At 30.1% G+C, this 25,275-nt stretch carries 20 protein-coding genes; 6 read left to right on the top strand and 14 right to left on the bottom strand.

The annotated features are described in order from the left end of the window. Positions 1 to 87: 87 nt before the first annotated feature. Both ACX0KU_RS11265 and ACX0KU_RS11260 read left to right on the top strand, forming a co-directional pair. On the top strand, positions 88 to 1,755 hold the full coding sequence (locus ACX0KU_RS11265) for a recombinase family protein (protein WP_472990013.1): 1,668 nt from the start codon (positions 88 to 90) through the stop codon (positions 1,753 to 1,755). Between the two features lie 4 nt (positions 1,756 to 1,759). Beyond that, positions 1,760 to 2,542: an ABC transporter substrate-binding protein gene (locus ACX0KU_RS11260; protein WP_472990012.1), complete on the top strand. Its 783-nt coding sequence runs from the start codon at positions 1,760 to 1,762 to the stop codon at positions 2,540 to 2,542. Between the two features lie 39 nt (positions 2,543 to 2,581). On the opposite strand, the gene ACX0KU_RS11255 is transcribed toward ACX0KU_RS11260, so the two are convergent. After that, the gene (locus tag ACX0KU_RS11255; RefSeq protein ID WP_472990011.1) at positions 2,582 to 6,874 is read right to left on the bottom strand and encodes an acyl-CoA dehydratase activase-related protein; all 4,293 of its coding nucleotides are present in this window, start codon (positions 6,872 to 6,874) and stop codon (positions 2,582 to 2,584) included. Between the two features lie 296 nt (positions 6,875 to 7,170). On the opposite strand from ACX0KU_RS11255, the gene ACX0KU_RS11250 reads away from it, so the two are divergent. The 3 genes from ACX0KU_RS11250 to ACX0KU_RS11240 all read left to right on the top strand — a co-directional run bounded on the left by ACX0KU_RS11250 (position 7,171) and on the right by ACX0KU_RS11240 (position 9,233). Next, positions 7,171 to 7,935, top strand: a complete 765-nt coding sequence (locus ACX0KU_RS11250; RefSeq protein WP_472990010.1) for an ABC transporter ATP-binding protein — start codon at positions 7,171 to 7,173, stop codon at positions 7,933 to 7,935. Further along, on the top strand, positions 7,928 to 8,737 hold the full coding sequence (locus ACX0KU_RS11245) for an ABC transporter permease (RefSeq protein ID WP_472990009.1): 810 nt from the start codon (positions 7,928 to 7,930) through the stop codon (positions 8,735 to 8,737). Before ACX0KU_RS11250 ends, ACX0KU_RS11245 begins: the two co-directional genes overlap by 8 nt. 139 nt (positions 8,738 to 8,876) lie before the next feature. Further along, positions 8,877 to 9,233: a tetratricopeptide repeat protein gene (locus tag ACX0KU_RS11240; RefSeq protein ID WP_472990008.1), complete on the top strand. Its 357-nt coding sequence runs from the start codon at positions 8,877 to 8,879 to the stop codon at positions 9,231 to 9,233. A gap of 120 nt (positions 9,234 to 9,353) precedes the next feature. Here the strand turns inward: ACX0KU_RS11240 and ACX0KU_RS11235 are convergent, their stop codons facing one another. The 7 genes from ACX0KU_RS11235 to ilvC all read right to left on the bottom strand — a co-directional run bounded on the left by ACX0KU_RS11235 (position 9,354) and on the right by ilvC (position 18,400). Beyond that, on the bottom strand, positions 9,354 to 10,529 hold the full coding sequence (locus ACX0KU_RS11235; protein ID WP_472990007.1) for a transglutaminase domain-containing protein: 1,176 nt from the start codon (positions 10,527 to 10,529) through the stop codon (positions 9,354 to 9,356). Continuing rightward, a complete protein-coding gene (gene recX, locus ACX0KU_RS11230; protein ID WP_472990006.1) occupies positions 10,522 to 11,379 on the bottom strand; it encodes a recombination regulator RecX in 858 nt (285 codons plus the stop codon). The genes ACX0KU_RS11235 and recX overlap by 8 nt, the downstream gene beginning before the upstream one ends. Then, positions 11,379 to 12,632, bottom strand: coding sequence for a M16 family metallopeptidase (locus ACX0KU_RS11225; protein ID WP_472990005.1), 1,254 nt, complete (start codon positions 12,630 to 12,632; stop codon positions 11,379 to 11,381). The genes recX and ACX0KU_RS11225 overlap by 1 nt, the downstream gene beginning before the upstream one ends. A 167-nt stretch (positions 12,633 to 12,799) precedes the next feature. Further along, positions 12,800 to 14,494, bottom strand: a complete 1,695-nt coding sequence (gene ilvB / locus ACX0KU_RS11220; RefSeq protein ID WP_472990004.1) for a biosynthetic-type acetolactate synthase large subunit — start codon at positions 14,492 to 14,494, stop codon at positions 12,800 to 12,802. A gap of 55 nt (positions 14,495 to 14,549) precedes the next feature. Further along, on the bottom strand, positions 14,550 to 15,617 hold the full coding sequence (gene leuB / locus ACX0KU_RS11215) for a 3-isopropylmalate dehydrogenase (protein WP_472990003.1): 1,068 nt from the start codon (positions 15,615 to 15,617) through the stop codon (positions 14,550 to 14,552). Beyond that, entirely contained in the window at positions 15,617 to 17,200 is a 1,584-nt protein-coding gene (cimA, locus tag ACX0KU_RS11210) for a citramalate synthase (protein ID WP_472992440.1), read from the bottom strand. The genes leuB and cimA overlap by 1 nt, the downstream gene beginning before the upstream one ends. Before the next feature lie 204 nt (positions 17,201 to 17,404). Then, positions 17,405 to 18,400, bottom strand: a complete 996-nt coding sequence (gene ilvC / locus ACX0KU_RS11205; RefSeq protein WP_472990002.1) for a ketol-acid reductoisomerase — start codon at positions 18,398 to 18,400, stop codon at positions 17,405 to 17,407. Between the two features lie 989 nt (positions 18,401 to 19,389). On the opposite strand from ilvC, the gene ACX0KU_RS11200 reads away from it, so the two are divergent. Continuing rightward, complete coding sequence (locus tag ACX0KU_RS11200) at positions 19,390 to 19,533, top strand: hypothetical protein (RefSeq protein ID WP_472990000.1); 144 nt, start codon at positions 19,390 to 19,392, stop codon at positions 19,531 to 19,533. A gap of 102 nt (positions 19,534 to 19,635) precedes the next feature. Here the strand turns inward: ACX0KU_RS11200 and ACX0KU_RS11195 are convergent, their stop codons facing one another. From ACX0KU_RS11195 to rodA, 6 genes are all read right to left on the bottom strand, one after another. Continuing rightward, positions 19,636 to 20,808 carry a CsxC family protein gene (locus ACX0KU_RS11195; protein ID WP_472989999.1) on the bottom strand — a complete coding sequence of 391 codons (1,173 nt, stop codon included), beginning with the start codon at positions 20,806 to 20,808 and terminating at the stop codon, positions 19,636 to 19,638. Between the two features lie 119 nt (positions 20,809 to 20,927). Beyond that, positions 20,928 to 21,521 (bottom strand): DUF4489 domain-containing protein, encoded by a 594-nt coding sequence (locus ACX0KU_RS11190; protein ID WP_472989998.1) that lies wholly within the window; start codon positions 21,519 to 21,521, stop codon positions 20,928 to 20,930. A 222-nt stretch (positions 21,522 to 21,743) separates the two neighbouring features. Further along, on the bottom strand, positions 21,744 to 22,568 hold the full coding sequence (locus ACX0KU_RS11185) for a CsxC family protein (protein WP_472989997.1): 825 nt from the start codon (positions 22,566 to 22,568) through the stop codon (positions 21,744 to 21,746). Positions 22,569 to 22,706: 138 nt separating this feature from the next. Next, the gene (locus tag ACX0KU_RS11180; protein WP_472989996.1) at positions 22,707 to 23,591 is read right to left on the bottom strand and encodes a CsxC family protein; all 885 of its coding nucleotides are present in this window, start codon (positions 23,589 to 23,591) and stop codon (positions 22,707 to 22,709) included. A 216-nt stretch (positions 23,592 to 23,807) separates the two neighbouring features. Beyond that, positions 23,808 to 23,969 (bottom strand): rubredoxin, encoded by a 162-nt coding sequence (gene rd / locus ACX0KU_RS11175; RefSeq protein WP_472989995.1) that lies wholly within the window; start codon positions 23,967 to 23,969, stop codon positions 23,808 to 23,810. Positions 23,970 to 24,102: 133 nt separating this feature from the next. Then, positions 24,103 to 25,221: a rod shape-determining protein RodA gene (gene rodA, locus ACX0KU_RS11170; protein WP_472989994.1), complete on the bottom strand. Its 1,119-nt coding sequence runs from the start codon at positions 25,219 to 25,221 to the stop codon at positions 24,103 to 24,105. Positions 25,222 to 25,275: the final 54 nt, after the last annotated feature.

The following is a 25,275-nucleotide window of genomic DNA, read 5'->3' as shown; positions in this document are numbered from 1 at the left end:
ATTTTGCTACAAAAATCTTCTTTTAAATAGATAACGAACATAAACTTTACTATGATACTTTAACTCGTAGTAGCTTGGAGGGATTCTATGATTGTAGCAATTTATGCTAGAAAATCTATTGAAACAGACAAAGGAGAATCTATCGAGAATCAAATACAACTTTGCAAGGAATATGGTATTAAAATTGGAATCACAGAGTTTGTATATTATACTGATGAGGGCTTTAGTGGAGGAAATATCAACCGTCCTAACTTTAAAAAAATGATGAAAGCTGCTAAAGCAAAAGAGTTTTCAATGTTAATTTGCTATAGACTAGATAGAATTTCACGTAATGTAGCTGACTTTTCTTCCACTCTTGAGACACTTCAAAAATATAATATAGATTTTGTTTCTATTAAGGAACATTTTGATACTTCCACTCCCATAGGTCGTGCAATGGTATATATAGCTTCGGTTTTTGCACAGCTTGAACGTGAAACCATTGCTGAAAGAGTTCGCGATAATATGCTTGAACTCTCTAAAACTGGACGTTGGCTTGGCGGAACAGCTCCCCTTGGATTTAAGTCAGAAGCTGTTAATTATAAAGATTCAAATGAGAAAAACAAGAAAATGTATAAGCTAATTGTTGTACCTGAAGAAATTGAACTTGTTAAGCTTATATTTGACTTATATCTTGAAAAGAAAGGCTTTCCTTCTGTTGCTAACTATCTTTGTACTCACCACTATAAAGGCAAGAACGGAGGAGAATTTTCTCAAGGCACTGTAGAACAAATTGTAAAAAACCCTGTATATACTTATGCTGATGAAAAAATCTATAACTATTTTAAAAACCTTGGTGCAACTGTTTGTGGTGATTTTAATGGTAACTATGGTGTAATCACTTATAATAAAAGAGAAAAGGGAAAAAAAATTAACCCTATATCTGAATGGATAGTTGCTGTTGGAAAACATAACGGTATCATTCCAAGTGACCTATGGATTAAATGTCAAAATATCAATGCTCATAATGCTCAGAAACCTTCTCCACGAAGTGCTACTGGTAATAAGTTTCTCTTATCCGGCCTTTTAGTTTGTGGTGAATGTGGTAGCAGTATGAGTTCTTGGAGTAGAAATAATCCTAAAAGTAATAAGTATGAAAGATATTATAGATGCAATCTTAAAAATAGAGCAGCTAATCGCTGTAGCAGTAGAATGTTAAATGCAGATAAAGCTGAAAATTTAGTATTATCAAATATAAAAGGTATCACTCTAGAACAACTGGTATCTGCTTATGATAAAATAACATCTAAAGAAAAAAATAAAGGTAACTTTATAGAAGATGAACAAATTAATCTAGAAAAACAAATAGACACAAACAATAAGATGATTCAAAGTTTAATAAGAAAATTAGCTTTATTAGACGATAATCCTATAGTCATTTCAGAATTTCAAAAGGAAATTACTAATTTAAAAGCACAAAACGATTTATTAGAAAAAGGCTTATCGGATTTAAGACGCCTTTCTAGAAATACAAATTCTAAATTAGATTATATTGATGAAATTAACGATAAATTATATAATTTTCAAAACCTCTTTCAGTGCATAGATTCCATAGATAAACAACGCTCCTATCTATTAGGACTTATTAAGTATATCCTATGGGATAGTTCAAATAATAAATTACAGATTAATTTATTTAATTCTAGCTCTTCCATTCCCATGGGAGTGGTAAAAAGAAGAGAAGCTAACTTGCCTTTAGAAAATAGTTCCAGATAAGACTATGCAACAAGTTTTAAGTGGAAGTGTCGAAATTGGTTTTTGTGGACCTGAACAAATAATTTATATTTATAATCAAAAAAGAGAAGACTTACCTATATTATTTGCTCAATTAACACAAACTGATGGTTCTTTCTTAGTAGGTCGAAATAAAGAAGATAACTTTAAGTGGGAATCTTTAAAAGGTAAAACTATAATAGGTGGCAGACCTGGTGGCGTTCCACAAATGACTTTAGAATATGTTTTAAGAAATCATGGGTTAGAACCTGAAAAAGACATTAATCTAATTACAAATTTAGCCTTTACTGCTACAGCCGGAGCATTTAAAGCTGGTACTGGTGACTATGTTGCTTTATTTGAACCAACAGGTAGTATGCTTGAAAAAGATAAATCAGGATATATAGTAGATTCTATAGGTAGTGAAGCAGGTACAATCGCATATACTTGTTTTTTTGCTACTGAATCCTATATAGATAAAAATCCTGAAACAATTCAAAAGTTTACAAATGCAATTTACAAAGGTCAGGTTTGGGTATCTGAACACACTGATGAAGAAGTTGCAAAATCTATTCAATCTTTCTTCCCAGGAAGTGATATAGAAATTTTAACAAATGTTATTAAAAATTACAGAGGTATAAATGCATTTTCAACAAATCCAACATTAAATGAAGGCGACTTAAATAAATTAATGGATATAATTCAGTCTTATGATTCAAAATTAATAGAAGAGAGACCTTCTTTTGAATCTATTGTTAACAATAAGTTTGCTGAAGAAGTTATAAAATAAAATTTGAGCTAATGTCAGTACTGACATTAGCTCTTCTATTTAAATTTGGATTCCACTTGCTACTTCTTCACCTGCTGCTGTTAGTTCATTATTCTCATAGTTTAACTCTTCATTTAAATTTTTCTCAGCAACTGCTAGCATAAGCTTTATTCTATTTATTTGATTTACTTCACTGGCACCTGGATCATAATCTATTGCTACAATATTTGAACCTTTATATCTTCTTCTTAGCTCTTTAATTACTCCTTTTCCAGTTACATGATTAGGTAAACATGCAAAAGGTTGAAGACAAGCAATATTTTTAACTCCAGTTTGTATTAATTCCACCATCTCTCCTGTTAGGAACCATCCTTCACCAGTTTGATTACCCATAGAAAGTATCGGCTCAGCTCCCTTAGCAATATCCTGTATTGAAACCGGAGCATGGAATCTACTACTTTTTTCTAAAGCTTTTTTCATATCTTTTCTAATGTATTCAATACACCATATTACAGCGTCACTAATTATTTTAGATTTTAAATTGCCAGAAAGATATTTGTATTTATAAGTTTCATCATATGCACAATACAAAAAGAAATCTATAAGGTCAGGAACAACTGCCTCTGCACCTTCATTTTCTAATATAGCTACTATATCATTATTAGCTGTTGGATGATATTTTACTAAAATTTCTCCTACCACACCTACTTTAGGCTTTTTAATGTCTAGAATTTCAAGATTATCAAAATCTTCTATTATGTTATATATATACTTCTTACATAATCTGAAGTTCCCTTCTCTTATAACCTTTTTACACTTATCAACCCAGTTTTCATACAATAAATTAGCTGAACCTTTTATTTTTTCATAAGGTCTAACACGATATAAAACTCTCATAAAAAGATCACCAAATAAAATCCCAGTCAATACCTTTTTTATCATAGAGTAAGATATAGTAAAACCTGGATTACTCTCGAGTCCAACATAATTTAATGATATAACTGGTACTTTGTCAAATCCAGCTTCTTTTAGCGCCTTTCTTAGAAATCCTACATAGTTACTAGCTCTACATCCTCCACCCGTTTGAGTAATCATAACAGAGGTGTTATTAGGATCATATTTACCTGATTTTAAAGCCTCTATCATTTGTCCAATAACTATAATAGATGGATAACAAGCATCATTATTTACATACTTTAGCCCTTCCTCTACAGCACCTTTATCAACTGATGGAAGAACTTCTATATTATATCCGGAAGAGGATAGTGCCTCTTGAATAAATTGAAAATGTATAGGGGACATTTGTGGGGCTAAAATAGTATGTTTTTTTCTCATCTCCAAAGTAAAAGGTATCTTTTCCATTGGTTTATAATTTAACTTAGGCTTTGCTCCCATTTTATTTCTTTCTTCAAGAGCCGCCTTCAATGATCTCATTCTAATTCTTACAGCACCAAGATTGTTTACTTCATCTATTTTTAAAAGTGTATATATTTTGTTGTTTCCTCTCAATATCTCTTCTACTTGATCCGAAGTTACGGCGTCAAGTCCACATCCAAAAGAAGTTAACTGAACAAGTTCTAAATTCTCTTGAGTTGAAACAAATTCTGCTGCTGCATATAATCTAGAATGATACACCCATTGATCTACAACTCGCAGAGGTCTTTCTACCTTTCCAAGATGGAATATTGAGTCCTCAGTTAAAACAGCCATATCATATTCATTTATTAAACTTGCGATTCCGTGCTGAATCTCAGGATCAACGTGATATGGTCTTCCTGCAAGAACTATTCCTTTTTTACCAGTTTCCCTTAAATAAGCTAGAACCTCTTCCCCTTTTAATCTTAAATCATTTCTATAGTTTTCTCTTTCTTTCCATGCTTTAGAAGCAGCTTCAAATACTTCTTTTTTAGTCAGACCTAACCCCTGTAATTCTTGAAAAAGTCTACTAGCAAGTCTTTTCTCTTCATCCATAGGTAAGAATGGATTTGAAAATACTATATTCTTTTCCTTTAAAACATCCACATTATTTTTTATTACTTCCGGATAAGAAGTTACTATAGGACAACTATATTTATTATCAACATTATCTAATTCTTGTTTGTCTACTGGAATACATGGATAAAATATTAAATCTACTTCCTTTGATACTAGATCCATTATATGTCCATGAACTAATTTAGCTGGATAACACACCGATTCCGACGGTATAGTCTCCATTCCCATCTCATATACTTCCTTCGAAGATCTTCTTGATAGCTCTACTCTAAATCCAAGCTCATTAAAAAATGTAAACCAATAAGGATAGTTTTCATACATATTTAAAACTCTTGGAATTCCAACTGTACCTCTTTTAGCCTCTTCCTTTTTTAAGGGTACATAATTAAAGACTCTCTTATATTTATAATCATATAAATTAGGTATTTGCTTTTTTACTTCTCCTCTATTTAACCCTCTCTCGCATCTATTTCCAGAGACAAATGTTCCTCCATTAGTAAATTTATTAATGGTAAGCAAACAATTGTTTCCGCAAACTCCACATCTTCTTAGAATTGATTTAGTCTCAAAACTGTCCAACTCACTTAGAGGAAGTAATGTAGTTTTATATCCTTTACTATACTTTTCTCTTGCAATTAGAGCTACTCCAAATGCTCCCATTAATCCTGCAATATCAGGCCTTACAACCTCCCTTTCAGAAATTAATTCTAGACTTCTTAAAACTGAGTCATTATAAAAAGTACCACCTTGTACAATAATTTTTTTTCCCATCTCTTCAGGATTTCTTAGCTTTATAACTTTATACAAAGCATTTTTTATTACTGAGTAAGATAACCCTGCGGATATATCCCCAACGGTAGCCCCTTCTTTTTGAGCTTGTTTAACTCTAGAGTTCATAAATACTGTACATCTTGAACCTAAATCCACAGGTTCTTTTGTAAACATAGCAGCTGTTGCAAAATCCTCAATATTTATATGTAATGACTTTGCAAAGGTTTCTATGAAAGATCCACATCCTGAAGAACAAGCTTCATTAAGCATGATATTATCTATAACTCCATCTTTAATCACCATAGATTTCATATCTTGACCACCGATATCTAATATAAAATCTACTCCTGGTAGAAAGAAGTTAGCTGCTTTATAATGAGCAATTGTTTCAATCTCTCCTATATCCATCTTTAAAGCAGTCTTTATAATACCTTCACCATATCCAGTAACAGCACTAGATGCTATTTTAGCTCCTTCTGGCATTTTGTCATATATATCCTTTATAATTTCAATTGTTAATGCTAACGGATTTCCTTGATTGCTACCATAGTAGGAGTAAAGTAAAGCTCCGTCTTCTCCAATTAAAGCAGCCTTTGTTGTTGTAGATCCTGCATCTATTCCTAAAAAACAGTTTCCTTCATAACTGGATAGTTCTCTTCTATTTACTTTGTACTTAGAATGTCTCTCTCTAAATGTATCTAATTCCTCTTCATTTAAAAATAATGGTCTTAATCTATTTACCTCATAGTTTGTAGCATCTTTTAATTTAGGTAACTTTTTATATAGTGCTTCAACCGTTACTACCTTTTCTTCTCTTGATGCAAGTGCTGCCCCCATGGCAACAAATAGTTGAGAGTTATCTGGAAATATTATTTGCTCTGGTTGCAATTTTAATGTTTCTATAAATCTTTTTCTAAGCTCTGATAAAAAATGTAGAGGCCCTCCTAAGAATGCCACATTCCCTTTTATTGGCTTACCACAAGCAAGTCCACTTATAGTTTGATTAACTACTGCCTGAAATATAGATGCTGATAAATCTTCTTTTGATGCTCCCTCATTTAAAAGCGGCTGAATATCCGTCTTTGCAAATACTCCACATCTAGATGCAATTGGATATATCACTTTATGATTTTTAGCCATCTCATTTAGTCCCGTTGCATCTGCTTGGAGCAATACAGCCATCTGATCTATAAATGCTCCTGTACCTCCAGCGCAAGTACCATTCATTCTTTGCTCTATTCCATCTTCAAAATAAATAATTTTAGCATCTTCTCCTCCAAGTTCAATTACTACATCTGTTCTTGGAATAAGTTCTTCTACTGTCTTTGTTGATGCAATTACTTCCTGAATAAAAGAAACATCTAACCACTTGGACACTGCAAGTCCTCCTGATCCTGTTATCATTATAGTAATATTATAATTTTTAAACTTTTCATATGTTTCCTCTATAAGACTTGCAATTGTATTTTTTATATCCGAAAAATGTCTTTTATAATTTCCATAAACAATATTATTGTTTTGGTCTAATACTACCAATTTAACTGTTGTTGACCCCACATCTAACCCAAAACTCAATATTCTTTTCATAGTTACCTTCCCATTCTTTCCTAATTTCTATTTACTAATTATAACTCACTAAATGTACCCATAATTGTAATACTTAATTATAAGGTGTTTATAATCTTTTTTCAAATAAGAATTTTCTTTCTTTTTATTATATTTCGCTTAGTAATTCAGCTTTAAAGATAATTATTATTAATTAGCTAATATATCCTTTGTTTTAAGTATGATTTTATCAAAATTTACATCCTCATCTATATCTATATTTAACATTACTGATTTTAATTCATATAATAAAATATAAATACTTAGGAGTTGATAATATGAAGGAACTAACCCTATCTCATGTATTTATGAATTATCATACTCTAAATGCTGAAACTGAAGCATTGAGGGACATTTCCTTTACTATATATAATGGTGAATTTGTAAGCATAGTAGGTCCTTCTGGTTGTGGAAAATCAACCATATTAAACATTATTGCAAAAATCTTTTCCCCTTCTAAAGGAGAGGTACTAGTAGATAATACTGATTTAAGTGAAACTGAACTAAGGATCGGGTATATGTTTCAAAAGGACCAGCTTTTTGAATGGCTAACAGTCTGGGATAATGTTCTTATAGGCCTTAAAATCCAACATAGAGTAAATGATAATAGTAAAGAAAAGGTTAAACAACTATTAATTCAATATAACTTATGGGATTTTAGAAATCATTATCCTAGCCAGCTATCTGGCGGAATGCGTCAAAGAGTAGCACTTATTAGAACTCTTGCAATCGATCCTAGCATTTTACTTCTTGATGAACCTTTTTCTGCTCTAGATTATCAAAGTAGATTAAAAGCTAGTGATGAGATATATAAGATTATAAAACAAGAAAACAGAACTGCAATAATGGTTACTCATGACATATCCGAAGCTATATCTATGTCAAATAGAGTAATAATACTATCTCAAAGACCAGCCAGCATTAAGAAAATTATTCCAATAGAGTTATGCAATGAATGTGAATCTCCTTTAAAGTGTAGAGAAAATCCAAACTTTAGACTCTACTTTAATGCAATCTGGAAGGAGATGGATTTAAATGAGTAATTACAGTTCAGAACATCAAGATTTTATTAGAAAATTAAAAAATGATAAAAGAAAAATTATAATAACTAGAATACTAATACTTTTATTTATATTTATTTCTTGGGAAGTTGCAGGTAATTTGAAATTAATTGATCCATTTCTCACAAGTACTCCATCTAGAATGTGGAAAAGCCTTGTAAAAATATACGCTGAAGGTAGTCTATTTAAACATATACTAGTAACCTGCGGTGAAACTATACTTGGCTTCTTGCTTAGTACTATTTTAGGCACAATAATTGCTATAATTTTATGGTGGTCAGATTTTGCCTCTAAAGTTCTTGATCCATATTTAGTTGTACTAAATGCTCTACCAAAGGTAGCCTTAGCCCCTATTATTATATTTTGGGTGGGAAATGGTATAAAAGCAATAGTTTTAATTGCGCTTCTAATCTCAATAGTAGTTACTATAATTAATATCTTAAATGGCTTTAAAGAAGTAGATAAGGATAAAATTAAACTTCTTAAAACTTTAGGTGCTACAAAGCTACAAATACTATATGCTTTAATAATTCCAGCTACTTTTCCTACTATTATATCGTCATTAAAAATAAATGTGGGCTTATCCTGGGTAGGGGTCATTATGGGAGAATTCTTAGTTGCTAAAGATGGACTAGGTTTCTTAATTATATTTGGTGGTCAAATCTCCCAATTAGATATGGTTATGATGAGTATAGTAGTGCTATGTATACTTGCTTTCTTAATGTATGAAGTTGTTGCCTTTCTTGAAAGACGAATTACTAGTCAAAACAGAGGTAAAAACTAATATATTATGAATAAAATGTAATTGATTTGACAATAATTAGACATGAATATTAAATATTCATGTTTTTTTATTCTTCAGATTAAATAAAAAATATCCTCTGAAGTTAAAATTATGTCTATAAGGAGGTTTAAATATAACTATGAGTTACTTTGATGAAGCTAATATTTTTTATAACAATAAACAATACAAGAGAGCTATTGATACATATAAAAAGGCTATTCAAATTAAAGAAAATAAAATTGCATCTTTATATAACACTGCTGTATGCTTTATAAAACTTTGTGATTACGAAAAGGCTATTCCTCTTTTAAAATTAGCAATCCAAGAAAAAGAAGACAGTAAATACTTTTTCAATCTTGGCTATTGTTATGCTATGCTAAAAGACTCGAAAAAAGCTCTTATATATTTCAATACCGCTTGGGCACTAGACAATTCCGATAAAGATTGTGAACGAGCGATAGATTTAATAATAGAAAACTTTAAAAAAAATGTTTAGATTATATCCCTAAAAATTTAGGACTTCAATCTAAACACCATATATTATATACGGTTGGGGCAATTTTGTTTATCGTTTTTCTCTTTTTTTGTAATTATGCTTATATGTCTCTTGTTATAATTAATTTGCAATTTTTGCCCCTCTATGATCAAGCTTAAATACTGAACTATCAAAATAATTTCCACCTTTATAAAATGTAGTATCCACATTAATCCAAGTGTTCTCTTCTTCAATATAAACTTGATTCCATGCATGATTTACCCAACTCGAGCCATTAAAACCCTCTCCAGTTATTATTCTAACATTTATTCCATTTGCTTTACTCATTGCTGAGTAAAGGCATGAATAATCAAAACATATTCCCTTTCTAGTATTAAAGGTATTTATAGCACCAGATTTAACATTAAAATCATTATTTAGTATTTTATCTACTTTGTCATAATCATACTCTATATTTTCCCCTATCCAATTGTATATAGCTTTGGCCTTTTCTCTTGTACTATCATAATCCTTTACTAATTCCTTTGAAAAAGCATCAATCTCATCATTAGTTTTAAGTCCCTCATTAAGAGTTATTCCATTGTAATAAACAATGGTTCTTCCAGTACTAGTAACAGACCCTTCTGAGCCATTTTCTACTACTATCTTAAAAGAATTATTTATTATATTAGGTAGTTCTTTTGCCAAGTTAGAGTTAGCAATCGGGTTTACTACTTCCTCTGATAGTAGGCTATAAACTTTAGAATTCTCTAATTTCTTATCATAATTTTCATTTATACCTATTAGTGCAAATATATTAAATATAGAAGTAAATAGCAATATATAGCATATAGACTTTGGCAACTGGAATATTACTCCTAAAAATCTTTTTGTAACATTACTTTTTTCTTTTACAAAATTTTCAATTCCATCTAAAAGAGGATAAAATGTTAAATTATTTATTATATCTATAAATAATTCTACTAATTTATATATAATAAATATTATAATAGGCATACATACAACATATATAACTATAGGTTTGCTTTCTATTAGTTGTATAATTGTTTTAGGTATACCATTATATATTTTATTGTAAATATCCTCTTCATGTCTTATGAATATTTTCTTTGTAACATATACACCTAGAATTGATCCTATAATAAATGCTATATAACTTCCTACATCTTCTATATCATTCTTCAAATTTTTAGATGAAAATTTAAATAAAAATCCTTTTATTATAGGATATAGAAATATTAATATTAATATTATGTCAATGCTATTTTGGTTTATAAACTCAACTACATTACTCATACTCTATTATTTCCTTCAATATTTTCTTTATATCCTTCCAATTATATCCCCTTCTTATAAGATAATCACTAAGTTTCTTGCATATCTTTTTCTTATCTTGTTCTAGCTTACATACTATTCTATATCTTTTTTCTGCAAGTTGTTTAAGTGTACATAAATTTTCTTCTGAAGCTTCTGACTCACTTTCATCTATTTTTGTACTTTCATTAATATCTATTTTGTATATATCCATAACTTTATTCAAAGTACTAGTTACTACGTCAAAATTATAACCTTTTGATATTAAATAATCTCCAATTTTTTTGTATATATTTTTTATATTTGCTTCAGATTTTTTTAGAATATCTAGCTTTTTCTGTGCTAACTTTAATGCAGATTGCTCCTCTACATCTTCCTCTAAGATAGTAAGTTTATTCTCTATAAGACTATCCTCTATTCCTTTTCTTTTAAGCATATATCTAATTTTATTTCTTCCTATACTTATAGACTTATCTTTTATAAACATTTCTGCATATTTCTCATCATTTATAAAATTGTATTCCTTTAAAAAATCTATTATTCTAGCTATAGTTTTCTCATCATAATCCCTAGCCAATAACTTTTCTGCCATTTCCTTTTCGCTTTTATAGCTTCTTTCAATAATCCTTAAAGCATAACTTTTGCACTTTATATAGTTATCTTCAGCTAATACATCCTTTAATAAATCTAAATCTACAATTTTACCTTTTTCTAAGTTGTAATAATACACTAAATCCGCACTACAAGCAAAAGCAAAATCATCATTTATAAATACATTTACTCTTTCCTTATTCTTTTTACCCACTTCTATTTTAGTTATAATTTTATTCACTACTTACCATCCTTCTTCGGAAGCAATATGTGTACTGTTGGATTTGATAAAACTTTTTTTGCAATATCATATATATCTTTACTCTTAATATTTTCCATGTTGTCCATATCATCTATAAATTCATATATATCCTCATTATCAATAATTTGATGCAGTACGTAATTACCAAGCTGAATAGAATCTTCTAAAGTTCCTACTACTGCTGTATTTAAAACTTTTTTCATCAAAGAAACATTTCTTTCGTCTAAAATAATTTTTTCAGCTTTTATATTATTTATAACTTCATCAATAATAGAAAGGGCTTCATCAACATCTTGCTCATTTACAGATGTATATATAATTAACAATTTAACATCTTCTGTAACATCTAATTCAGAATATACATCATATGCTAGTCCCTTTTCCTCCCTTAACTTTCTGAAGAGAACGGAATTTGCACTCTCTCCTAGCTTATAATTAAGTATTCTTAATGCTAATTCTTCTTGTTTACTTAAATTATGAAATGTGTATAAATATACTATAGTGCTTTGCTCAATTTCTTTTTTATAAGAAACCTTTTTAATCGGTACATTATCCTCAACAATTACATTACCCTTCTTAAAGCTCCTATCTTTCCATCCATGAAAATATTTCGTAACTAAGTCTAAAACAATTTCATGTTCGTTTGGAGATACAATAGTTATACAAGTATTGTTAGGTACATAAAACTCCTCATAAAAACCAAGTAAATCTTCTCTTTTAAACTTTCTAACAGTACTTTCTTTTCCTGCAGCATCTATTTTAATTGAACTTTTTTTAAATGCACTATCTAAAGTTTTTCTAAAACTAAAATCTTCAACATCATCCTTACTAGTTCTAATTTCAGCTAAAATAACGCCTCTTTCTTTTTCAATTTCTTTTTCAGAAAAAACTGAATTTTGAAGCATATCTGAAAGTATCTCTAGTGAAGATGTAAGTTCATCATTTAAAGCTGTTATGCTATAAACCGTACAAGTATAATCAGTATAAGCATTATACTCTCCCGCGAGTTGTTCTAGTTCTTCATTTAACTGTTTATTATTTCTATTATTAGTCCCTTTAAAGAGCATGTGTTCAACAAAATGTGCTATTCCTTTTTCCTCAATCTTCTCATAAATACTTCCAATTTTAACTCCTATTTGTATAGAAGCTAATTGAGTATCTCTTTTTATTGTTACTAAATCAATTCCATTTTCTAATGTAGACCTCTTTAAGTCAAAAATGCCTTTTTTCATATATTCTCCTTAAAAACTTATTTATACTGATTATTATAATTTATATTCAAATAAATAAAAAGTATTTATGAGATTTTTATTTTGCCTAAATATATCTTTAAATCAAAAAAAACCTCTAAAAAGTAACTTACAGAGGTTTTTTCTGATTGCCAACTATATATCTTTAGTTATTGTTCTTCAATAGCATCACCTAAAGTTGCTCCTGGTGGAACTATAGGAAATACCATTTCACTGTCATCTATTATACATTCTATAACTACAGCTTCATTTAAATTTAAAGCCTTTAATAATACTTCTTCAACTTCATCATCAGAAGTTATTTTTAAAGCTTTTATATTATAAGAATTAGCAAGTTTCATAAAATCAACATCATTTCCTAATTTAGTACTACTGAATTTCTTATCATAAAATAAATCCTGCCATTGTCTTACCATACCTAAAGCACTATTATTAAGCACTAGTTGTATTATTGGAAGCTTATATCTTGAAATTGTAACAAGTTCTATAGAATTCATTCTAAAACAACCATCACCTGCTATGTTTATTACCTTCTTATCAGGATTTGCTATACACGCTCCTATAGCCGCCGGAAGTCCATACCCCATGGTTCCAAGTCCACCTGAAGATATAAAGCTTCTTGGCTCTTTAAACATATATGATTGTGCTGTCCACATTTGATTTTGACCAACTTCTGTAGCTACTATACAATTACCTTTAGTAAGTTCTGAAAGCTTCTCTATTATAAAATGAGGATTTAATTTACTTTCATTCTTAAACCTTGGTGGAAAAACACCTTTCCATATATCAATCTGATTATTCCACTCTGATAGTGGTTTTTCATCAATTTTTGTAATCAGATTTGTAAGAATACTTCTTACATCACCACAAAGTGGAATATCTACTTGAACATTTTTACCTATTTCCTCTGGATCTATATCTATATGAATTATCGTAGCATTTTTTGCAAAAACATCAGTTTTTCCTGCAACTCTATCACTAAATCGTGACCCTATTGCAATTAAAAGATCACATTCAATTACTGCTCGATTTGAAGCACGAGTTCCATGCATCCCTATCATACCTGTATATAAATTATGATCTTGTGAAAATGATCCCATTCCCATAAGTGAGCAAGCAACTGGCGATTTGATTTTTTCTGCAAATTCCATAAGCTTATCATTAGCTTCTGATATAATTACACCACCACCCGCATATATAAGTGGCCTTTTAGACTGATTTATTGCATCTATAGCTTTTTCAAGATTTCTTTTAAGAGAATCTTTATTCCATTCATCATTATGATAATCCCATTCAATTCTTTTACTAGAAGTGTCTATAACTGCTGGTTCATACTCTGTTATGCAGGTCTGAACATCCTTTGGAATATCAACAAGTACCGGACCTGGTCTCCCATAACGTGCAGTCCTAAAAGCTTCTCTTATTGTGGAAGCTAATTTTTTAACATCCTTAACAATATAGTTTTGTTTTGTAACTGCACGAGTCATACTAATTATATCTACCTCTTGGAAAGAAGATCTTCCAAGAATAGGTAATGGCACTTGACCAGTAAATACAACTATAGGAACAGAATCCATATAGGCCGTTGCGATTCCTGTAATTGTATTTGTTGCACCTGGTCCTGAGGTTGCAAGTACCACGCCTACCTTTCCAGTAGACCTAGCATATCCGTCCGCTGCATGAGTTGCCCCTTGCTCATGAGCTGTTAAGATATGTGTTATCTCCTCTGAATTATATAATTCATCATAGATTGGAAGTATTGTTCCTCCCGGATATCCAAAAATAACATTAGCTCCCTGTTCTTTTAAACATTCTAAAAATATTTGAGCTCCAGTTAACTGCATGCCCTCGCCCCCTTTAAACCTCATATATAATATTACTTTAGTATTAAATTTTATCTTAATTTAAAGCTTCTGCAATTAAATCTCCCATTTTTTCAGTTCCTACCAAAGTCATTCCACTCTGCATAATATCGCCTGTTCTATATCCGTTATCTAATACAGCCGCTACAGTTTTTTCTATGTGACTTGCTGCCTCCTCCATATCAAAACTATATCTAAGCATCATAGCTATACTCATAATTGTTGCTATAGGATTTGCTTTATCTTGTCCTGCAATATCTGGTGCTGATCCATGAATTGGCTCATATAAACCAAGTTTAGTATTTCCTAAACTTGCTGATGGAAGCATTCCAAGAGAACCTGTAAGCATAGAAGCTTCATCACTTAGAATATCCCCAAATAAATTTTCTGTCACAATTGTGCTAAATTGTCTTGGATTTCTAATCAGCTGCATAGCTGCATTATCAACATACATGTAACTTAATTCTACTTCTGAATACTGCTTAGCCATCTTAGTTACTATCTCACGCCACAATCTTGAACTTTCTAATACGTTAGCTTTATCTACTAATGTTAGCTTCTTATCTCTTTTCATTGCAGTCTCAAAAGCAACCTTTGCAATTCTCTCTATTTCATATGTAGAATATGCCATTGTATCCCAAGCTTTTTGTCCATCTTCAGTATTTACTCTATTCTTTTCACCAAAGTAAGCTCCACCAGTTAATTCTCTTATAACCATTATATCAAGTCCATCACCTAAAACTTCTTCTTTTAAAGTAGACGCTGCTTTAAGTTGTGGAAACATTATAGCTGGTCTTAGATTAGCAAATACCCCTAATGCCTTTCTAATTCCTAAAAGTCCTGCTTCTGGTCTTAAATCGCCTGGAAGTACATCCCATTTTTCACCACCCACAGCACCAAGAAGTACTGCGTCACTCTCCTTGCATATAGCTACAGTTTCTTCTGGAAGAGGAACTCCAGTTGCGTCAATTGCAACTCCTCCCATTAATACTTCTGTGTATTCAAATTTACAATTATATTTTTTTTCTACTACATTTAGAACCTTAAGTCCTTGTTTTATTACCTCTGGTCCTATTCCGTCTCCTGGAATTAAAGCTATCTTCATTATTCTTCCCCCTTATTATTATGTAAAAAATACTCTATTGAATCCGTTAGTGCAACCCAACTAGCCTCAATAATGTTTGTAGATACCCCTACTGTACCCCATACATTTTTCCCATCTGTTGATTCTATATGAACTCTAACTTTAGCTGCAGTAGCTGTATCTGTGTCCAACACTCTAACCTTATAATCTGCAAGTCTCATTTTTTTAAGATGAGGATAAAAAACTCCAAGAGCTTTTCTTAATGCTGTATCAAGTGCATTTACTGGACCATGACCTTCAGCTGCTGTTATTTCCTCTACTCCATCTACCACAACTTTTACAATAGACGAAGCACTGTTTTCTTCACCCCAGTTATCATCGCAAATTACCTTAAAGTCTTTCACTTCAAACATCTCTTTATAATTAGAAAGAGTCTTAATTACCATTAGTTCAAAGGAAACTTCGGCTCCCTCAAAAGCGTAACCTTTGTGTTCTAAATCTTTTATCTTATCAATTAACATTTTGGTTTCTGGTGATTCTTTTGTAGCCCATGGTGCAACTTTTTGAATTTTTGCAAGAATTGTACTTCTACCCGCTACTTCTGACATGGCAAAATCTCTTGAATTGCCTACTTCTTCTGGTGAGATATGTTCAAAAGATCTAGAATTCTTTTGAACTCCGTCAATATGCATTCCACCTTTATGTGTAAATGAACTTGCCCCTACATAAGGATCTCTTTCACTTGGAATAATGTTTGTTATTTCATATATATATCTTGATAAGTCAGTTAATTCTACTAATTTTTCTCTTCCAACACAAGTTTTGTTTAATTTCAGTTCAAGATTAGGAATTACTGTACAAAGATTAGTATTTCCGCATCTTTCTCCATATCCATTAAAAGTTCCTTGAACTTGGAATGCTCCATACTCAACAGATACTATAGAATTGGCAACCGCCATTCCACAATCATTATGACAGTGCACTCCAACAGGTGCATTTACCTCTTCTATGACTTCTTTTACTATAGTTGCTGACTCTGATGGAAGTAATCCTCCATTAGTATCACATAATACTAGCCAATCTGCGCCAGCTTCTTCTGCTACTAAAAGTGTTTCAATTGCATACTTCTTGTTTTCTTTATAACCATCAAAGAAATGTTCCGCGTCAAATACTACTTCTTTTCCTAAACTCTTCATATATGAAATGGTATCCCTTATCATATTTAAGTTTTCTTCTAAAGTAGTTTTAATAATATCCGTAACATGAAAATCCCAACTCTTCCCAAATATAGCTACAGCATCAGTCCCTGCATTTGCTAATGCCATAACAGTTGCATCTTCAGTAATCTTTATATTTGGTTTTCGAGTATTTCCAAAAGCAGTTAACTTTGCATTTTTTAACGTAAGGGTCTTTGTTTTTTCAAAAAATTCTAAATCTTTTGGATTTGATCCCGGGTTTCCTGCTTCTACATAATCTATACCGAATTCATCTAGTTTCTTAAGTATTTTAAGCTTGTCTTCAACAGTAAAGGATATGCCTTGAGCCTGTGCCCCATCTCTTAGCGTTGTATCATAAATATATATTTTATCTCTTAAATCCCCAATTTTGGTTCAGCCCCCTTTTTGAAATCCCAGAAAAATCTATAAAATATTCAGTTTAATTTTCATACTTTTATTAAACCACAACCACATTTATAATTAACATAACATTGTGGTTAATTTTGTAGAAAATCAAACTGAATAAGTTATTATAGCTTTTTATAATTTTAATTACTATTATCTCTTTTTTAAATGTAGTTTATTTATTACTTATTTTTCATCTGACCATGACATCATTTTTCTAAGTTCTTTACCAACTTTTTCGATTTCATGTGCCTTTTCAATTCTTCTTCTTGAATTAAATGCTGCTCTATTTGATTGATTTTCAAGTATCCAGTTCTTTGCAAAAGTTCCATCTTGGATTTCAGAAAGTACTTTTTTCATTTCTTTCTTAGTCTCATCAGTAACAATTCTCTTACCTATGCTATAATCTCCAAATTCAGCAGTATCACTGATAGAATATCTCATATATTCTAAACCGCCTTTATTCATTAAATCTACTATTAACTTCATCTCATGCATACATTCAAAGTAAGCACTTTCTGGTTGATAACCAGCTTCGATTAAAGTTTCAAATCCAGCTTTTATAAGTTCACTAACCCCTCCGCATAGAACTGCTTGCTCTCCGAAAAGATCTGTTTCTGTCTCTTCTTTAAATGTAGTTTCAAGAACACCTGCTCTTGCACCACCAATTCCTTTTGCATACGCTAAAGCTAAATCTTTAGCACTTCCTGTAGCATCTTGATGTATAGCTATAAGACAAGGAACCCCTTTACCTTCTTGATATTGGCTTCTTACTGTATGTCCTGGTCCCTTTGGAGCTACCATAAATACATCTACATTTGCTGGTGGAACAATTTGATCAAAATGTATGTTAAATCCATGAGCAAATAATAACGCTTTTCCTTCAGTAAGATTTTGCTCTATACTATCTTTATAAAGTTTTCCTTGTCTTTCATCAGGTATTAAAATCATTATTAAATCTGATTCTTTAACTGCATCCGCAACTTCTAATACTTGAAGACCTGCTTCTTCTGCAATTGACCAAGACTTACTTCCCTTATAAAGTCCAACACAAACATCCACTCCGCTATCTTTTAAGTTTAACGCATGTGCATGCCCTTGACTTCCATAACCTATAACTGCTACCTTTTTCCCCTGTAATAATTGTAAATTTGCATCTTTGTCATAATATAACTTTGCCATAATATAGTCCCCCTTTATAATATTGTTTATATAATATGTTTTGAATAAAAAAACATCACCTAGCTTTAAGCAAGGTGTATAAATATGAAACTCCGCTTCCTAATAGTCAGAGGAGTAAGCGACTCACAACAAATCACACATTTGTGTTCTCTGCTTATGAAACTCATCTTTCTAGTAGTCAGATGAGTTAGCCATTCACAATAAATCTTAGATTTGTTATCTTTGCTTATAATGTAATAATTCAAACTATAACTTAATTCATGCTTTTATTTATAAAGTTAAGTTTTTACTATTCTAACAGTGAACCCGTTTCTTGTCAATATATTTACTTTTTTTAGAAAAATTGAATTTTAAACTTCACTTTTATTAAAACCTGCATACTAATAATCACTTTATTATAATTACACATTTTTTTAAATATAATACATAAAAAAATTGTAACTCAACTTTCTTTAATTAACATTTATTAATTAAAAAACACTATTAATCAGTACTAAATCATTACTTAATTAGTTAATCACTCTTAAATAGCTAATAAAATTACAAATATTCTTTATTATTTAATTAATTGAATAATATTAAAATGCTTTTGTATACATAAGTAACTATAATAACGCAACATATAATTTATTTTCATATACTTTTTGACTTTATTAATTCATAATTTCACATATTCATATTAAAAATATTATAAATTACTTTCTTAAACTCTTTTCATTTACCTAATATATTGATATATATCTAAAATTGTGTTCTAATTTAGAAACTTAGCATAAACTTATAATAATAATATTTCCTTTGAGGTAAATCATGTCAAACATTAAATCCAATTCTATTTTTTATAAATTACTATTTACTCTTATATTCGTACTAATTATTGAGATAATTATAATATATAGAACTCTTTAAAAGGATTTTTTCTTTCGATAATGGTTACAATAAGTTTGAATAAAAATAATCTTTTACAAAGGTGAAAGGTGGTTAATTATATGGCTAGAAAAGCTTCAGATAATTATAATATGACTAAACAAGAAGCAATAATAATAGAAAAAAGCGAAAATGCACAACTATCTAATAAACTTCATATTTACAGTGGCAAAAAAGGTCCTTCTAAAGAAACTGAAGAGAGATAACTCAACCATTATCTAAAGTTTTTACTGCTTTGTTTACAACAAAAGCGAAGTTCATGTAATTTTTTGAATACATAAAGCTTCGCTTTTTCTCTTTATTCTTTATTAACATTCATTATCTTCTTTATTTTGAAGAAATATTTTTTGTTCCTGCAACAAACTTATTCCTAAGTTTAATATCATTTTTTTCCGTATTTTTTGAAAAGTCTGTGCTTTCTCTAGGGTATTTTTTAAAGATTTCATCTCTTCTTTATTATCTATCTCCATTATTTCTGTATTATCTATTTTACATAGGACCTTTTCATTAAGAAATTCAAAGTGTTCGTAGCTTTTTTCCTTTATATCTAAACAACTTTTATTTATATTTGGATTTATAATTTCTAACTCTAGACTATAAGAAGATTTAGGAATTTTAGGCATATTATTAAAAGCAACCTTTGTAGAGCATTTAAAAGGAATATTAAAAATAGATTTTTTAACTTCCCCATTTATTGTATTTTTTTTAATAGTCATTGGAGTAGCATACTCTATATTCTCCTGTATGAAACCTTTCACAAATAATTTGTCTGTACCAAGAATTAATTCGCATTTATTCAAAAAAATGCTTCTATCCAAATCTTTTATTTGAAAAACTGGTTCCGGAAACTTTATAACTGATTCTACAAAAACTTTCATATGAATCTGCGAGAGTATAACGGGTATTTTAGTCACTCCAGATTGAAAAAAAGAATAATATTCCAGGCTTTTACTTACATTATCCTGAAGCATAGTAGTTTTACAGGATGTTACCTTAGAACGCGAGGTGATTTTATATGATACATCTTCTATTTCGTTTATTTTACTCTTATCTTTGTCATCTTCTTTATCACTTTCTTTATCTTCCTCTACAATTTCTTCTTTACTAATACTATTCTCTTTTTTATTCTTTTCTATATTCTCTACTTCATTCACTATCTCCATATTTTGTATAGTTTCTTCATTATAAATTTTAATATAATCCTTGAGATCTCCTACTTCTACTTCATTTTCTACTTCTTCTACTTCTTCTATTTCTACTTCTTCTGTGTCTGTTTTTTCATGTTTTTTATTTGAATCTACATTAACTAATGGTATCTCTATTAAGTTATTATTTTCTTTTATTTTTTCACTTAATGCTTTTAATAATAGAATAATAACAAGTAAGCGTTGCTCTTCTGGTACTATATTAAATTCTGTATGTTCTTGGTATATCTGGTGCTTATGTTTATGCTTATAATCATGTTTATGTTTTTTTGACATGTAGTACTCTCCTTATTATTGATGCAAAATAAAACTTGAATAGGAAACCTCAAGACAGAGGTTTCCCGTATTTTAAATTTAACTAAAGTCTAATCACTAACTGAATAAAATTATTTCAACTAGCAAGCTGACTTAGCTATAATTGAAAGTGTTGGATTGTATACATCTAGAGTATTATCAAGTCCTACATTTGTAGCTGCTATTATTCTAACAGAATAAGTGCAACATCCTGGACAGCTATTGCATTCACAGTGACTGAAACTATAGGAAGTAGTAATCTGCTCTGTTGTATCATCAAAATCAAGTGCAAAATCCCAAGTTCCGCAGAGTATTTCATCTCCATCATTACATTTCTTGAATAATCCAAAAGTTAATCTTGTTGGAGTAAGTGTTCCTGAAGTATTTAAAAATCTTATAATACTAGTAAAATCAAATTTTACTACTGGATTTTTTAAGCAAGTTGTATCAATAGTAACGCATCCTAATGCTCTTGGAGCAAAAGGTGTTGCTTCTAAAGCTGTTGCAATCCCTGGGATTACAGCCCCTGTACCGCAAGCACATTCAAAAAGTATTGGATAAGGGCATGGGTTTTTAGGGTAGCATCTATCATATTTGTGATCGTCGCAGCATTTTTTATCATAATAATCTTTTTTATCACAATAGTCACATTTATCATAATCACGCTTGTCTTCATAGTCATAACGAAGTTTCATAATTTTAAAATCCCCCTCTATATTATCTCACCGTGTCTAAATTTTTATTTCTAAAGAGTTAATTCTTGCATATATGAACCCTACATAGCTAGTACACTTTTTTTTGCTATCCATTGTTTTGTAGTTTTCCAAATAATTAACTCTCTAATGTTAATATATGCTAATTTCATTTAAATGTTACAAAAATTTATTTGCATTTACTTTCTAGAATTTTTCAGTAAATTACCTTTCACATTCGTCATAATCATTGTCTTCATCATAATCTTCATAGTCTTTTTTATTACTATAATCACAATCTTTCATTTTATCTTTTTTGTGTTTAGGTGCTGGAATACATACTTGCTGATTTTGTAGTACTTTTATTACTATATATACCACCATTTTTTCAGTGAATCTACGGAAGCAATTTTCATCTGTAAACCCTTCTGCACAAAGTCTATTACGCTGATAAATATCAGATTCTAAAATTTTTGACCATTCTAATTCACAAAAAACAGGTTCATAATATTTATTAAAGTGTGTCCATGAATCTTCTCCAGTATCTTGGCAGAGCATAGTATCATCTATAGCATTCAGTTTTTCCTTATAATACTTGCCATATATAGGTTGTTTATCAAATTTTACTGCTGTTACACAATGAAAATCAACATTAACTGTAGTGTGTTTTACATTTCCACTTATACTATCTTCACTAACACATTCTACAGTTGAATATTGTATATTCTTTTGAATATATCCTCTAATAAATATTTTATTTGTATGAGGTACTAAGTGGCATTGAGTTAAACATACTCTTTTATCTATTGTCTTTATATCATATGCTTGATTTTCTAATCTAATATCAGCTTCAACATCTAGTTGTACTTTACATTCTGATAGTACAACTGGAATCTTAGCTACTAATGGACCTGGACGTCCTACAGGTTCAGAACAATCACTCTCACACTCTGTCAAAGTAATTGGGTCAATAACTCCAGAATTACATTCTACTTGTTGTCCTCCTATATTATTGCAATTAGATTCATCAGTGAAATTATTTCTAATCATGGTTCCATCTCCCTTTATACTCTTTCGTATATGAAGCTTTAAAACTAGCAAAGCTAACTCCAAAGCTTCATACCTAATAATATAATATTCTCTTACAGGAAAATTGCTACTTCATAAAGTTCATTATTTTCATCAAAATTAGTCTTGATCATTATCATGAGTAGATACTTCTCTTCCAATCATTCCATTTTGAGGATCAAAGCCCACCTCTATATTTGTATATTTTCTATCTTTTATATACTGAGTATCTTCTTTTGACTTTTCTACTATAGTTACATCCCCATCTGGTTCTGGAATACATATCTGTTGATTTTGTAATACCTTTAATCGGATGAATATAACCATCTTCTCCACTACCTCACAGATACCTTTTTCATGATGTGAATCCGTAGAATGATGATATGAGCCATTTATAATATCTGTTTCTAATATTCTTGCATATTCTAATTCACAATAGATAGGTTCGTATAATTTGTTATAATGAATCCAAGACTCTTCTTGTTGATCTTTGCCAAGCATATTCTTATCTAAAGAATTTAATCTTTTTTTATATTCTTCCCCATAAATTGGTCTTTGAGAGAATTGTATTTTTGTTGCACATTTAAAAGGTATATTAACTGTAGTATGTTGGATATTTCCACTTACACTTGTTTTATTAGCACAATTAATAGTTGAGAATTGTATATTTTTTTGAACGTAACCTGCTATGAAAAGTTTATTTGTATAAGGAACAAGTTTACATTGAGTAAGATAAACATGTTTATCTACAGTTTTAATATCTAAAGCAGCTTCTTGTAGTTTAATTTCTGATTCAACATCAATTTGCACTTCTAAATCAGATAAAACAACTGGAATTTTAGCTATTAATGGTCCTGTTCGTCCCATTGGAATGTAATGTTTATTGTTGCATTCATTTAATGTACTACTCTCTAATACCTGTGATTCACATTTTGTATTAGAATGGACAATGTCCTTATGACAATCTATTGTATTCATTGAATCTATAGCGTTTTCATTTGACATACATTTCGCCTCCCTATTTTTCTCATAAAACATACAATACAGTAATATAATATTCAAAAAAAAGAGAAGTGTAACTAATGTATATTATAAATTTAAATTTAGTTTTATATATGTAATATATCCAATTTAATACATTTTCTATTATAATAATTACAATAAAAAAAATCAGCTTTAGGCTAAGTAAAAACGCCCCAAAGCTGATTCTTATTTATAATATTAATTTACTGGTTCAAATTCATCCTTTCCTACTCCACACAATGGACATAACCAGTCCCCAGGTACGTTTTCCCATGCTGTTCCTGGTGCTACACCATTATCAGGATCTCCTAATTCTGGATCATATATATATCCGCATACTAAACATTCATATTTTTTCATCTTTGTTCCTCCTTATTTTTATATTTTACTTATAAGTATATCATATTTTTACCAGACATATCTATTATATTCAATTATCTAATAATCTATTACTATTTTTCCAAACTAACCAAATATTTATTATTTATATTAATTAAAAGTTTATCTTTTTCCTTCTCATTCCTATATTTAAAAGTAATCCAATAGACATAAAATTTGATAAAGTCGAACTTCCCCCATAACTCATCAAAGGTAATGTAATTCCTGTTATTGGCATAAGCCCTATAGTCATTCCTATATTTTGAAAAATCGAAAATATAAAAGATGATATAACCCCAACTGCAACTAAACTTCCAAATATGTCTTTTGAACTTTTAGCTATTTTAACAAATCTATATATGAGAAGTCCATACATAGCTAGCAAAATCAATGCACCTAAAAGGCCCCACTCTTCTCCCACAACAGCGAAAATAAAATCCGTATGAGCTTCCGGGACATTATTCCCTGCAATCTGGAGTCCTTTTCCAAAACCTTCACCCAGAATTTTACCTGATCCAATTCCCATAAGAGACTGATTAAGCTGAAAGGAAAGTCCCTGTCCATGTGCCTCAGGATTTATAAATGAAAGCAACCTCCCTTTCCAGTAGGTTTTCATTAGTGGAGAATTCCATATCCCTATAATAAGTAGAGTTATGCCAGCAAATCCTCCAAAGATAACTCTTAAATTAAGACCTGCTATAAAAAACATTCCTAGAACTATAAAAAAGGACACCATAGTCATTCCCATATCTGGTTGAATAACAATAAGTATCATTGGTAATATTGCATAAAGAACTAATTTAAAGAAATTTTTAGGTTCATTTATTCTACCTTCCATATCTTCTAAAAGCTTTGCTAACATAACAATCATACCTAATTTTGCAAATTCAGAAGGTTGGATAGCACGTGATCCTATAGCAATCCATGCATTTGCACCTTTATGAGTACTTCCTAATATAAAATCATTTAATGCTAAGAATATGACACCTGCCCAGTATATTAAGGCTGCATAATTTTTTACTAAAACATAATCTACTAACAATATAACATATATTACAGATAACCCTAATATAAGCCATGCAAATTGTAGTTTTGCATAGTATATCCCTAAACTTCTAAAAGTAGCACTATATATGTTTATACAGCTAAATACAACTATAATAATAGCCAAAATAATTATAATTACATCCAGCTGTCTTAAGAGCTTTTTATTTATGATTAACTTATTAAGCATCTGTATCCCTCCAATACAAATAAAATTATATCATATTAAGCGCAAAAAGCTATG

This window comes from Clostridium sp. X (assembly GCF_055755365.1).
Note: the sequence above shows the minus strand (reverse complement) of the source record. Positions and strands in the feature narration are given on the sequence as shown.